The sequence below is a fragment of the Chryseotalea sp. WA131a genome, from assembly GCA_025370075.1.
Classification (GTDB): domain Bacteria; phylum Bacteroidota; class Bacteroidia; order Cytophagales; family Cyclobacteriaceae; genus ELB16-189.
Genome location: CP073016.1, coordinates 4232375 through 4246250 on the forward strand (window position 1 = coordinate 4232375; position 13876 = coordinate 4246250).

General features: G+C 42.4%; 13 protein-coding genes and 1 tRNA gene. 11 read left to right on the plus strand and 3 right to left on the minus strand.

All coding sequences use genetic code 11. From position 1 onward, the window contains the following. Nucleotides 1-85: 85 nt before the first annotated feature. The 3 genes from KA713_19460 (at nt 86) to KA713_19470 (ending at nt 4880) form a co-directional block, all read left to right on the plus strand. On the plus strand, nt 86-427 hold the full coding sequence (locus tag KA713_19460) for a hypothetical protein (protein UXE66592.1): 342 nt from the start codon (nt 86-88) through the stop codon (nt 425-427). Nucleotides 428-502: 75 nt separating this feature from the next. Next, nucleotides 503-2998, plus strand: a complete 2496-nt coding sequence (locus KA713_19465; GenBank protein UXE66593.1) for a DUF2309 domain-containing protein — start codon at nt 503-505, stop codon at nt 2996-2998. A 13-nt stretch (nt 2999-3011) separates the two neighbouring features. Beyond that, complete coding sequence (locus tag KA713_19470; GenBank protein UXE66594.1) at nt 3012-4880, plus strand: hypothetical protein; 1869 nt, start codon at nt 3012-3014, stop codon at nt 4878-4880. Nucleotides 4881-4932: 52 nt separating this feature from the next. Here the strand turns inward: KA713_19470 and aroQ are convergent, their stop codons facing one another. Continuing rightward, entirely contained in the window at nt 4933-5355 is a 423-nt protein-coding gene (aroQ, locus tag KA713_19475; protein ID UXE66595.1) for a type II 3-dehydroquinate dehydratase, read from the minus strand. Nucleotides 5356-5553: 198 nt separating this feature from the next. Here aroQ and xerD point away from each other — a divergent pair, with 198 nt between their 5' ends. From xerD to KA713_19490, 3 genes are read left to right on the plus strand one after another with little or no spacing between them, the layout of a single operon-like run. Next, complete coding sequence (gene xerD, locus KA713_19480) at nt 5554-6453, plus strand: site-specific tyrosine recombinase XerD (protein ID UXE66596.1); 900 nt, start codon at nt 5554-5556, stop codon at nt 6451-6453. 44 nt (nt 6454-6497) lie between these two features. After that, on the plus strand, nt 6498-7025 hold the full coding sequence (locus tag KA713_19485) for a DUF4136 domain-containing protein (protein ID UXE66597.1): 528 nt from the start codon (nt 6498-6500) through the stop codon (nt 7023-7025). A 2-nt stretch (nt 7026-7027) separates the two neighbouring features. Then, nucleotides 7028-8050 carry a quinone-dependent dihydroorotate dehydrogenase gene (locus tag KA713_19490; GenBank protein UXE66598.1) on the plus strand — a complete coding sequence of 341 codons (1023 nt, stop codon included), beginning with the start codon at nt 7028-7030 and terminating at the stop codon, nt 8048-8050. Between the two features lie 11 nt (nt 8051-8061). Here KA713_19490 and KA713_19495 read toward each other — a convergent pair whose 3' ends face one another. Beyond that, nucleotides 8062-10185 carry a S9 family peptidase gene (locus tag KA713_19495; GenBank protein UXE66599.1) on the minus strand — a complete coding sequence of 708 codons (2124 nt, stop codon included), beginning with the start codon at nt 10183-10185 and terminating at the stop codon, nt 8062-8064. A 58-nt stretch (nt 10186-10243) separates the two neighbouring features. Beyond that, nucleotides 10244-11368, minus strand: a complete 1125-nt coding sequence (gene moeB / locus KA713_19500) for a molybdopterin-synthase adenylyltransferase MoeB (protein UXE66600.1) — start codon at nt 11366-11368, stop codon at nt 10244-10246. A 114-nt stretch (nt 11369-11482) separates the two neighbouring features. Here moeB and KA713_19505 point away from each other — a divergent pair, with 114 nt between their 5' ends. From KA713_19505 to rplK, 5 genes are all read left to right on the plus strand, one after another. After that, nucleotides 11483-11878, plus strand: a complete 396-nt coding sequence (locus tag KA713_19505) for a RidA family protein (GenBank protein ID UXE66601.1) — start codon at nt 11483-11485, stop codon at nt 11876-11878. Between the two features lie 621 nt (nt 11879-12499). Then, nucleotides 12500-12570 (plus strand) — tRNA-Trp (locus tag KA713_19510). Nucleotides 12571-12635: 65 nt separating this feature from the next. Continuing rightward, nucleotides 12636-12827 carry a preprotein translocase subunit SecE gene (gene secE / locus KA713_19515; protein UXE66602.1) on the plus strand — a complete coding sequence of 64 codons (192 nt, stop codon included), beginning with the start codon at nt 12636-12638 and terminating at the stop codon, nt 12825-12827. Between the two features lies 1 nt (nt 12828). Next, nucleotides 12829-13401, plus strand: coding sequence for a transcription termination/antitermination factor NusG (gene nusG / locus KA713_19520; protein UXE66603.1), 573 nt, complete (start codon nt 12829-12831; stop codon nt 13399-13401). Nucleotides 13402-13424: 23 nt separating this feature from the next. Continuing rightward, nucleotides 13425-13868: a 50S ribosomal protein L11 gene (gene rplK / locus KA713_19525; protein ID UXE66604.1), complete on the plus strand. Its 444-nt coding sequence runs from the start codon at nt 13425-13427 to the stop codon at nt 13866-13868. Nucleotides 13869-13876 lie beyond the last annotated feature (8 nt).

Here is a 13876-nt window from a genome sequence, read left to right on the forward strand (position 1 = left end):
CAAACGAATAAAACAAAATAGTGATGCCACTTAAAACTATATTTTGAAAAGCTGTCTTGATTTTGTTTAAATTTGACGGATGAAGATGAAAATGAGTCTCCGCATGCTCTCCTTGGCTGCTTTGGCCGTCTTCGTGTATTCATTATTGTTGAATGGCCAAGCAGTGGCTAAAGATTCAACTGATTCTAAATTGATCAAAGCATCCATTGCGGCATCGGCATCAACCACTTCTATTCCTTGCGAAGAAAAGGAAGACTCCGATGACTCCTCTCATGAAAAGCGTGATGTAATGCTTTTTGAGGTTTCTTCTTTTCGCGTACAAAACAGTGACCACACTACCTACAATCAACATCATCGTAAACTCACCCATGTTACCTACTGCATTGGTAATTTGCTTTACCTAGCCCACCGCAGGGTGTTGATTTAGCGATTTTTTGTCTGACTAAATTAAATAGGCTGATATTTCTATCAGTCTCAACTTTCTTTCAATATTTTTTTATTCATGGAAACATCAACATCTATATTTAATGAGCACCAAGTCATTCATGACCTAAAGCATTATTTGCCAGCTCAGGCGCCACTCAAGGATTTTATTCATCACAATACACTCCATGCCTTTCAACATTTAAAGTTTAAAGATGGTGTTCGGCATGCGGCTGAGATTTTGGGTTACCGATCCTCTCTTTCCATTTCTGATTTCAGAAAGTTATTCGCCACTGGCCAAATCAAGGAAGAGATTTTAGACCGCATCATTCGTGAGAAAAAGGGAAATCAGTTTGAAGAATGGAAGCGAAAAGTAGTTGAACACAAGTACACTAACACTTCTTTGCCCCGCATCGGTGCACTGCGAAGCCAGTGGAAAAGTCAATACCACATTGACTTGGACTCAATGGTGCAACCGATTTTGTTCCGCATTTTGTGCAGCTACTTAGATCAAGGCATTTCCATTTGGAATTTTCCGATTCGGGAAAAAACATTTTTGGCATCCTTACAAGAGATGGAGCGCAACAGCTTTTCTAGTTTTTTTAGAAAAGATCGTGCGAAAGCCTTGCTGCTTGAAACCACATGCGAGATTACAGACTTGCTAAAAATAGTGGTAGGCGATGAGTCGCTTTATAAACGCTATTTGTTCGATCAGCAATTTGCTCATCAAGGCTGGTCGGGTATGGTCAGCACAATTGAAGATCAACCGTTTACGATTTTAGATCCGCGTAAGCTTTCCATGCACGATTTGATCGTGTTTGAGTTGTTGATGGAAATCGATGCCCTTGATTATGAGTTCGGAAAAAATTGGCAGCCGCTGGCAACTCGGTTATCGGATAAGCCAATCGATCTGTTTGCCTCTGTGCCCGAGCAAGAAATGCACGAGGTGTTGTTTCTTTGGCAAGAAGCATTTGAATGGAGTTATCACGATCAGGTGTTGGCTGGCATCGCCCAAAAGAAAAACCCACCTAAGCAATATCCTTCCAAAAGTTTTCAGGCGATGCTTTGCATTGATGATCGCGAATGCTCCTTTAGACGATACCTTGAAGAATTTGATGACCATGCCGAGACGTTTGGAACGCCTGGTTTTTTTTCCGTAGAGTTTTATTATCAGCCGGAAGGAGGAAAATTTTATACCAAGCTTTGCCCCGCACCGGTTACACCTAAGTATTTAATCAAAGGCATTGGTGGCGATAAACGAAAGAAAGATGCTTACCTCAGCAAGGCGAGTCATTCGATTTACGGTGGTTGGCTGATTTCCCAAACACTCGGATTTTGGTCGGCCTTTTTATTGTTCTTGAATATTTTCAAACCATCCATGGGGCCCGCCACCGCTTCTTCGTTCAAACACATGAGCAAGAAGTCGAAACTCACCATTGAAAACGAAAATTTGGAAAATCGTGAAAACAATTTGCAGATTGGTTTCACCATCGAAGAGATGACCAACCGCGTGGAGGCGTTGCTAAAAAGCATCGGTTTGGTAAAGGAATTTGCGCCCATTGTGTATGTGATTGGTCATGGGTCGAGCAGTGTCAACAACCCGCACTATGCGGCCTACGATTGCGGGGCCTGTTCAGGCCGCGCAGGTTCTGTAAACTCACGCGTGGTTTCGTTTATGGCCAACCACCAAAGGGTACGCGAATTGTTAAAGGCAAGGGGAATTGAAATTCCGGAGACCACACAATTCTTGGGCGGCTTGCACGATACCACGCGCGATGAAATTGTTTTCTTTGATGAAGATTCCTTGTCGCATTCCAATAAACAAGGCCACAGTAAAAACGAACTGATTTTTGCCAAGGCATTGGATTATAACGCCAAAGAACGTTCACGCAGATTTGAGTCAATCGATTCACATTTGCAACCAGCCTCCATACATGAAAAAATTCGCACGCGGTCAGTATCGTTGTTTGAACCACGGCCGGAGTTAAACCATGCGACCAACGCACTTTGCATTGTGGGTAGGCGTGAGTTGACGAAACATTTATTTATGGATAGGCGCTCGTTCATGAACTCCTATGATTATCGTGTGGACTTGGATGGAAAATTTTTAGTGAATGTGCTGCGCCCGGTTGGCCCTGTGTGCGGTGGCATCAATTTAGAATATTTCTTTTCACGTGTTGATAATCAAAAACTAGGAGCCGGCACCAAATTGCCTCATAACGTGATGGGGCTGGTGGGGGTTGCCAATGGCATTGATGGCGACCTGCGCCCCGGTTTGCCCAGCCAAATGATAGAAGTGCATGACCCGGTTCGCTTAATGGTGATTGTGGAGCATTTTCCGGAAATTGTTTTGCAAGCTATTTCCAAGGAAGCGCCTACCTACGAGTGGTTTATTAATGAATGGGTTCGGATGGTGGCCATACACCCTGAAACGAGACAACTCTATTTATTTAAGGAAGGGATTTTTAGCGAATATCAACCAATGGTAAAGGAAGTTGCTAAAGCAGCTAACCTGAAAACAATCTTTGAAGAACATCCTGAAAATTTACCCGTGTACGAATTAGAAAGCATTTAATTTTTATAGCGAAATGAAATCATTCTTAGAATTTTTTATACTCGTCCCTTTCATTGGTTTTTTGGTCAGTTTAACATTGCCAAAAAAGAATGAAAATGGTATTGCGCGCTGGACTTTTTTGTCGGTCGCTATTCACATGTTCAGCTTCCAGGTGTTTTTGGTCTATTGGTTAATCGATGGTTATCACGAACTCAACCTGAAAGACATTGTATTGTACCGCAGCGAAGAATACGAATTCTTTTTGGATTTTTATTTTGATAAAATCACTGCGGTATATGTGTTCGTTGGTTCGCTGCTCACCTTTATGGTTACCCTCTATAGCCGCACCTATTTGCATCGCGAGGCGGGCTACAAACGTTTTTTCAATACCATTCTTTTTTTCTATTTAGGATATAACATAGTTGTATTCTCTGGAAATTTAGAGACTTTGTTTATTGGGTGGGAAATATTGGGGATCAGTTCGTTTTTATTGATCGCCTTTTACCGCGACCGCTACCTACCCGTAAAAAATGCCGTCAAGGTTTTTTCCATTTATCGGGTGGCCGATGTGGGTTTGATTTTGGCCATGTGGATGAGCCACCATCTGTGGCACGAGAGCATCACTTTCGATAAGTTGATGAATGCAGATTTGATCCACTCACATCTGCAAGAGCACAGTTGGGTGGGTATTTTCATTGCGCTAATGTGTTGGCTATCCGCTATCGCCAAGTCGGCACAACTTCCGTTTTCGTCTTGGTTGCCACGTGCTATGGAAGGCCCCACACCCAGCAGTGCCATTTTTTACGGATCACTGTCGGTGCACTTGGGTGTGTTCATCATGTTGCGCACCTATCCGTTTTGGGAGAATCAACTTTCGGTTCGCATATTAATTGGTGTGATGGGTTTGATGACGGCTGTAATTGCCACGGGCATTGCGCGCGTGCAATCATCTGTTAAAAGTCAAATTGCGTATAGCTCCATTGCACAAATTGGTTTGATTTTTATTGAGATTGCCGCGGGCTGGGGTGCGCTTGCGCTGATACATTTTGCAGGCAATGCCTTTTTGCGAACGTATCAATTGCTGGTATCGCCTTCGGTGGTTAGTTATTTGATACGCGAGCAGTTTTACAATTTCGTTCCGCGCTTGCGCTCCATTGAAGATTCGTTTCCCAAGAAACTTCAGTACACGCTGTACATCCTTTGTCTGAAAGAATGGAACTTAGATTCGTTCATGTACCAGTATTTATGGAACCCGATTAAAAAGGCGGGCCAATATTTTAATTTCCTTACATTCAATCGCGTGTTTATGTTATTGGTACCCATTTATTTGGTTGGATTGTTTTTTACCTACAACAAAGATTTAGTTACGGACAACATAGAGCATTACCTTCCCATTGTGTTTTCTTTGATCGGCCTGATTTGTGTATTAAAAGCCTTCACCGAACGGCAGCATGCACGTGTCAGTTGGCTGCTCGTAATTATGAATCACTTTTGGATTGCCCTAGCTATTTCATTTAATGAAAATTTTACTTTCAATGAGGTACATCTATACTTGATTGGTGTGGCCGTATCTGGAATTATTGGCTTTGGTGCTTTGCGCAGACTGCGTTTGCTTGAAGGAAGCATTGACTTAGATCAATTTCATGGTCACTCCTACAAGCATCCCAAAATAGCAATGATGTTTTTGCTCGCCTGCTTGGGTGCTACTGGCTTTCCGATCACACCTACCTTTATTGGCGAAGATTTAATTTTCAGTCACATTCATCATGACCAATTTCTTTTGGCATTTTTTGTCTCCCTTAGTTTTGTGGTAGATGGTCTTGCGATTATTCGAATTTATGCGCGCGTATTTTTGGGGCCGCATTCAAAATCGGTGTATGATATGGCGTACCGATCTTCTTAAGGTATTGGGACTTATGGCTTAGGAATTAGGAGCGTATCTCAATGCCTAAGCTCTACTTTTTATTAATCAAATAGAGTAACGCCAACGCATACCCTTCCAATCCAAAACCTGTAATGAGGCCCTTGCATTTTGAGGTGATTAAGCTTTTGTGACGAAATTCTTCACGCGCATAAATATTGGAGATATGAACTTCCACCACAGGTGTGGTAATGGCACCAATGGCATCGTGAATGGCAATGGAAGTATGTGTATAGGCACCCGCATTTAAGATGATGCCATCGTATGAAAAGCCAACCGCTTGTAGTTTGTTGATGAGTTCGCCCTCCACATTCGATTGGTAATATTCAATTTCAATAGTAGAGAAACTGTTTCGCAAGTTTTCAAAAAAGGTTTCAAAGTCCGTAGAGCCATAAACTTCTGGTTCGCGTTTGCCCAATAGATTTAAGTTAGGGCCGTTGATGATTTGTATTTTCATAGAGGCAAGGTAAGGATTTTTGATTTATGATTGGTGAGGCCGCAAGCTACATGCTTCAAGCGGTAGGCCGTTGGCCAGAACTTGCCCATTTACCTTTCTGTTTCGATTGTTGATTCTAACTTTTACTTCTAACTTCTGACTTCTATATTCTATCTCCTTCCTAACCTAAGATTTATTAATTTTACATAACTGCATCTCTTGAATTGGTCTACCTACATCAAGCAATTTTCAAACTACCTGAAGTTAGAGCGATCGCTTTCGCAAAATTCTGTTGATGCCTACGTGCGCGATGTAGAAAAACTCGAGCAGTTTGTGGAAATAAAAAAACTAAGTGTCAGCCCGCTAAAGATTAAGGCCAAGCATTTGCAGTCTTTTTTAGAATACATCAATGAATTGGGCATGAGTGCCTACAGCCAAGCGCGCATCCTCAGCGGACTGAAGGCATTTTTCAAGTACCTGGTTTTTGAAGAATTGATTTCTGATGACCCAACATCGTTGATTGAAGGCCCAAAAATCGGTCGCAAGCTGCCCGATACGCTGGATTATGTTGAGATTGAAAACCTTCTCTCCGCCATCGATTTATCTACACACGAAGGGGCGAGAAATCGCGCCATTATTGAAATCTTGTACAGTTCAGGTTTGCGTGTTTCGGAGCTGGTGGATTTAAAAATCCCGAATGTCTATTTTGATGTTGGGTTTTTGCGGGTGATTGGAAAAGGAAACAAAGAGCGGCTCGTGCCCATCGGCAAGGAGGCATTTAAGTATTTGAAAATCTATTTGGAAGAAGTACGGGTACACATCTCAGTAAAAGAAAACTCTTATAGCCATGTTTTTCTCAATCGAAATGGCGGAAAGATTTCGAGGGTAATGATTTTCATCTTGATCAAAGCACTGGCTGCAAAAATCGGATTAAAAAAATCCATCAGTCCGCATACGTTTCGTCATTCCTTTGCCACACACTTGATTGAAGGCGGTGCCGACTTGCGTGCGGTGCAAGAAATGTTAGGGCACGAATCGATTACCACTACCGAAATTTATACACACCTCGATCGCGATTACCTTCGACAAGTGGTGCAGCAGTTTCATCCGCGGAGTTGATTTTATCATTCTGATTTGTGGCGAACATAACGTAACTTTGGCCTATGAGAAACTGTTTGTTAATTGCAGCGTTGGTACTTGGCTTTACGAGTTATGGGCAAACCATCGATGTTGAGTACGACAAGACACGCGATTTTTCATATTACAAAACCTTTCGCTTTGGAGAGAGCCAGATCATTACTCCCAATGATCAGAAAAGGGTTTCAGATAAAGTGCTCGATAAATGGATTGTATCAGCCATTACCGAAGAACTGAAACAAAAAGGATTGACGCGATCCGACTCGGCTGCTGATTTGACCATTACGTATGCCGAAGGTACGTTGGCACGATCAGATGTTGAGAATCTAGGTCCTGTTCCCCTCACACCTGGACAAGATGCCAACCGCAATTTTATGTACGAATACCGCCAGACCAGTTTGATCATCGACTTGAATGATAGGAGTAACAATTTAATTTGGCGCATCAATTCAACTACTAATATGACCAGCGAAGAAGGCGAACGCATGATTGATGCCATCGTAGAGAAAGGTTTTAAAAAATTTGGGAAAGCACCTAAGCGGAAGAAGAAATAGACATGTACAAACTTTTCGTTCGGCCTTTTTTGTTTTTGTTCGATCCAGAGGCCATTCACCATTTCACTTTTCGGTTTATCAAATTTTCATGTAAAATCCCGGGTGTAAAGCCGTTGCTTTCGGGTTTGTATCAAACTAAGAAGGAAGGTTTATCAAGAACTTTGTTTGGCATTACCTTTCCCAATCCAGTAGGGTTGGCTGCGGGCTTTGATAAAGATGCGAAGCTTATTGACGAGCTAGCTTGTTTTGGTTTTGGGTTTATTGAGATCGGAACGCTTACCCCTAAGCCACAACTGGGAAACGAAAAACCGCGATTGTTTCGGTTGCCAGCAGATCAAGGGCTCATCAATCGCATGGGATTTAATAATGGTGGTGTGGCTGAAGCCGTGATTCGGTTGAGGAAGAGAAATTCAACTGTGATTGTGGGTGGCAACATTGGTAAGAATAAGAGCACCCCCAACGAAAATGCCTTTGATGACTATAAAATCTGTTTTGAAGAATTGTATCCGTATGTTGATTACTTTGTAGTGAATGTGAGTTCACCTAATACACCTGGCTTGCGCGAATTGCAAGAAAAAGAACCACTGAAAAAATTATTGGCAGGAGTAAAGGCGTTGAGCCTTCAAACAGAAAAACCTAAACCGATCTTGTTAAAGATTGCGCCTGATTTGACCATCACACAACTAGATGATGTAGTCGAAGTGCTGAAAGCCACTGAAGCGGATGGTGTGATAGCCACCAATACCACTATATCACGGGAGGGATTACATACCACTCAAGCCGAGTTATCGGCCATTGGCAATGGCGGATTGAGTGGAAAACCATTGACGTATCGATCGAATGAAATGATCGCTTATCTACGCGCAAAGCTGGGCAAAAACTTTCCGATCATCGGGGTAGGAGGGATCATGTCACCGGATGACGCAGTCGCAAAATTAAAATCCGGTGCAGACCTGATTCAGATCTACACCGGATTTGTATACGAGGGGCCAGGGTTTGTAAAAAGAATATTGAGCGAACTTTAGATTCGTACTTTTTACTCTTTAACCCCCACCAAATCCAATACAAACGCATACATCAAAGCATCTTCCTTTAGCGACTCAAATCGTCCGCTGGCGCCACCGTGTCCGGCTTCCATATTTGTTTTGAGAAGAAGTAAATTTTTGTCGGTCTTCATCGTGCGCAGTTTGGCCACCCACTTGGCGGGTTCCCAATATTGTACCTGGCTATCTTGCAAGCCGGTAGTCACGAGTAAATTCGGGTATTCCTTTTTCGCCACGTTATCATAGGGAGAATATGATAACATGTAATCATATTCTTCTTTAACATTGGGGTTGCCCCATTCTTTCCATTCGAATGTTGTGAGCGGAATGGTTTCATCTTCCATCGTGCTAATCACATCTACAAATGGAACATCGGCAATGATTCCTTTGTATAAATCGGGGCGCATGTTGGTAATGGCGCCCATCAACAATCCGCCCGCGCTGCCACCATTGGCAAATAGTTTGTCTTTAGCTGCATATTTTTCATTGATCAAAAACTCCGACACATCGATAAAGTCATTGAACGTGTTTTTCTTCTTCAACATCTTTCCATCTTCATACCACTTTCCGCCCATTTCCTGGCCACCACGAACGTGGGCGATCGCATATACAAATCCGCGGTCTAGTAAGCTTAACCGAGAAGAGCTAAAGTACGCGACCATCGATGAACCATATGACCCATACGCATATTGAAAGCAAGCGTTGCTTCCGTCTTTCTTAAACTTGTCTTTTCTGTATACAATCGAGACGGGAACTTTCACGCCATCACGAGAAGTGGCCATCACGCGTTCGGTTTGGTAGTTGGTGCGATTAAATCCACCTAGCACTTCTTGCTCTTTCAATAATTTTTTTTCTTTGGTTTCCATGCCATAGTCGTACTGCGATGCAGGTGTTGTCATGGATTGATAGTAATAGCGCAACGTGGTTGATTTAGGATCTGGATTGGTGCTGATACCGGCTACATAAGCGGGCTCTCCAAAGTCTATGCTGTGCTCTGATTGGTCGGCCCATTTTATCATTCGAATGTGAGCCAGCCCTTCGGCTGTTTCTTGAATGGCCAAGTAGTCATTGAACAGTTCAAAACCCTCCAAAAATTTATCTTCACGGTTGGGTATTACATCCGTCCAATTTTCTTTTCCGCTTTTAGTTTCCTCAGCAGATACCAGCCTATAGTTGGTGGCATCGGCATTGGTGCGGATATAGAATTTGCCGTTCATGTGATCGGCAGAGTACTGAATATTTTCTTTTAATGGCTCGATGACTTTAAGGGTAGCCTTTGGATTGTCGATTTCCATAAAGCGAACAACGGAAGCATCCGTTCTTACGGATTGAACCAACAGGAATTTCTTCGATCTAGATTTGCCGATGTAGGAGGACAGTGTTTGATCTTTTTCTTCGAAAACCAGAACATCTTTAGAAGCTTCGGTGCCTAGTTCGTGTTTATAGATTTTGTCGGAGCGGAGTGTGTTGGGATCTTGTTTGGAATAGAAAACAGTTTTGTTATTATTCGCCCACTCAAAATTTCCTGTCGTTCCGGGGATTCTGTCAGTCAACATTTTTCCGGTTAACATATCTTTAAACGATAACGTATAAAATCTTCTGCCCACGGTATCTACTGCCAGGGTGGCGATGTTGTGGTTAGGGCTTGCAGAGGCGAACATACTAAAATAGCCACGACCCTTGCCCATTTCATTTCCATTGGCAATGATTTCTTCGGCACCCTCTAATGAACCTTTCTTACGGCAGTAGACCGGGTATTCGCCACCTTCTTCTACGCGGGTATAGTAAAAGAAATCATCGATTTTATAGGGTACTGATTCATCTTTCTCTTTGATGCGCCCTTTCATTTCGTTGAAAAGTTTGTCTTGCAACCCTTTGGTGTGGGCCATCATCGTATCGAGGTAGTTGTTCTCTGCCTTTAGGTAATTCACCACCGCGGTGTCTTCACGATTGCGTAGCCAGAAATAGTTATCCACTCGTTTATCTCCATGCTTGGATGTAATCTCATGGACTTTCATTATCGCCACAGGCGCGGCTACGGATGGATATTTGGATTCGTTGTTTTTGCAGCTGGCTACTATTACCAACACACTTAATACGACTACTATTTTTTTCATTTATAAAAACGTTAAAGTTATTCCTATTGCCTAAGTCCTAGTCCCCAATTCCCAACACCTAATAAGTCGGCATACTCGTATCAATCTCCTTCGCCCACGCTAAGATTCCACCTTTCAGGTTGTAGAGGTTGGTAAAACCATGGTTGGTTTCTAGCCACTTCACCATGTTGCCACTGCGCGCTCCACTTCTGCAATGGATAATTACTTGTTTGTCTTTTGCGATTTTATCTACGTTGTGCGGAATCTCTCCTTGTGGAATCAATTCTCCACCAATTTCACATATATCAACTTCATGCGACTCACGCACATCAATGAGTTGAAAATTTGCGTTTGAATCTTTCAACGCTTTTAATTCTTGCACGGTTACTTCTTTCATAAAAGTTGATTTTTTGGGAGCGCTACAAAAGTCATCATAATCAATCAAACCCAAAATATTTTTCGATTGATTTTTATTGGGTATTTGAATGATTTGCGTTTCCATGCTGGCGGCATCCAGTACCAATAATTTCCCCGAAAGGGCAGTACCAATGCCTGTGATTACTTTAATGGCCTCATTGGCTTGAATGCTTCCAATGATTCCGGGCAGAACCCCCAAAACACCACCTTCTTCGCACGAGGGGACTGAATCGGGTAGGGGAGGCAGCGGATACAAATCACGGTAGGTCGCGCTTCCATTCAAATTGAAAACAGCCACCTGACCTTCATACCTAAAAATAGAGCCATACACCAACGGAATATGAAGCAATACCGAAGCGTCATTGAGTAAATAACGAGTTGGAAAATTATCCGTACAGTCCACAATGACATCAAATCCATTTAACAATGTCAACGCGTTTGATGAATCGATTTTCGTTTGCTGAATGTTAAAGGTGACGTTTGGGTTAAGCCTTTTTAGTTTCGATGCCGCCACTTTCACTTTCGATTGGTTCAAATCATCAACACCGTAAAGTATTTGCCGTTGCAGATTCGAGAGACTGACCACATCGTGGTCGATGATGGAAATCGTGCCGATACCCGCGGCCGTCAAGTATTGTAGCACGGGGCAACCCAGCCCACCTGCGCCCACTACTACCACTTTTGCACGCTTCAATTTCAACTGTTCAGCCTCCCCAAAATTGGGCAGCACGAAATGTCGACTATAACGCTCACACTCTTCTTTTGAAAATTGATTTACTTCGTTCATCTTTGGTTGCACAAGATACGGGTTAAAATTTATTGCCATTAAGTCACAAAGGCGCGAAGTAAATTCTTTTGAGGCTTTGTGCCTTCATGGTTAATCTTACGAAACAAAAAAGTTATGGAAAAACGAATCAATTACTCAACCGGTGCTAAGTGGGAGGACATTGTCGGTTATTCACGTGCCGTACAAATTGGCAATCAATTGGAGGTTTCAGGCACGGTGGCTACCGATGACGCAGGAGCAGTTGTAGGCAAAGATGATTTCTATGTTCAAACAAAATTCATCATCCAAAAAATTGAAAAGGTATTGAAGCGAGCTGGTTTCGAACTGAACGATGTCATTCGCACGCGCACATTTGTGACCGATATTTCTCAATGGGAAGAAGTAGGCAAAGCCCATGGCGAATTCTTCAAAGACATCAAACCCGTTACCTCTATGATTGAAATTAAAGGGTTGATTGATAGCGATTACTTGGTGGAGATTGAGGTGAGTGCGATGAAGATGAATTCTTAATAGCTAATGATTTTGTGCCGATTCAATATAATACTGGGATAGCAGGTGCAGCTATTTTTTACAGCCTCTAACGACCTGCACTGGTCATTGGACGTGCTCTTCAACGAAGATACTCTACTAAGCAAATTCGGAAACTCGGCTATCAATTTCTCAATTGGCAAAAGATGGCCATAGTTTTTTTGGAGAAAGAGAAATCCACCAATGGCCAAACGATCAAAACGGTTGACCGCTGCACTAGATAATGGGTACAGAAGTTTGGTGTCAAAACGTTAAAAGCGATTTTCAAACTCGTTTTATAGTCCCTAACCTTATCAAGTTGAACGACACCGCTAAGGCTCTCCACTAATGGGGTGATTTCTGTTTCTTTGGTTTAGATTGAGAGATACTGCCAAAGTAGATCTCTACCATCTTTGAAAGGCTAATATTGAATATAACTTCATCTGACAAAGTATTCTGTCAGGAATATACATATAATCGACTGATAATCAGTTACTAAATAAGAGTTGTATTTTTCTTTACAAACACTTTTGTTTTGTTTTAGCCTTCTTCTACCTTTGCAGTCCTTTTGAATTTAAGGCGGTGGAGTATTCAAAGGTTTGGAGCGTGTGGGGGAACTCAAAAACGGGTGTAGTTCAAGGGTAGAATAGCGGTCTCCAAAACCGTTGATGGGAGTTCGAATCTCTCCACCCGTGCAAGAAATGGAAGTGCGTTTGCCGAAGGGCAACAAAAAATAAAAAAGGGTCTAAAACCCAACCAGATGGAAAAACTGAAAGCATACATTCTCGAGTCAGTTGATGAAATCCGTAACAAGGTTTCATGGCCGAAATTCAGCGAGTTGCAAAGCAGCGCTATTTTGGTGTTGGTTGCTTCTTTCATTTTTGCTCTTGTAATAGGCTTTATTGACTTGGGCTTTAAAAATGCCTTGGCTTGGTTCTACAAAGAATTTTAACATGGCAGCAGTTGTAGGTGAATTAAAATGGTATGTGCTGAGGGTTATCAGCGGTCAGGAAAAGAAAATAAAATCTTACCTGGAAACTGAAATCGAGCGATCGAAGCTAACGGGCTTCATTCCGCAAGTACTTATACCATCCGAGAAGGTGTATGAAATGCGCAATGGCAAGAAGAGAGTAAGAGAGAGAAACTTCTTCCCGGGCTATGTGCTGGTTTCAGCCGATTTATCTAACGGTGAGGCATACCACACGGTGAATAATATTCCGGGTGTAATTGGGTTTTTAGGTGCTAATGGTTCCAATGCTACTAATAAAGAACCGGTAGCCTTGCGCCAATCAGAGGTAAACCGAATCTTAGGTAAGGTAGACGAGATTGACCAGTTTGAAGTGAAGTTAGAGACACCATTTATAAAAGGTGAATCAGTGAAAGTGATGGATGGTCCTTTCAGCGGATTTACCGGAACGGTGGAAGAAATATTTGAAGACAAGAAGAAATTGAATGTGATGGTGAAAATTTTCGGGCGCAACACGCCTGTAGAATTGAACTACATGCAAGTTGAAAAAACAGAGTAATACGAAATCAAGATAATCGCAGTATGGCAAAGGAAGTAATTGGTTATTTAAAATTGCAGGTTAAAGGTGGCGCAGCAAATCCTGCTCCTCCTATCGGTCCTGCCTTAGGTTCAAAAGGCTTGAACATCATGGACTTTTGCAAGCAGTTCAACGCGCGCTCGCAAGACAAACCTGGTCAAGTGCTTCCCGTGCTGATCACGATTTATAATGACAAATCATTTGACTTTGTTATTAAAACCCCACCAGCGGCCGTTTTGATTATGGAGGCCATCAAATTACAAAAAGGATCTAAAGAGCCTAACCGTGCAAAAGTGGGTTCTATCTCTTGGGATCAAGTGAAAAAAATTGCTGAACTAAAAATGCCCGACCTGAACGCATTTAAAGTTGACTCCGCTATGAAAATGATTGCGGGAACAGCTCGCAGCATGGGAGTAACAGTAAGCGGAACAGCTCCTTGGGATAAATAATCTGATAA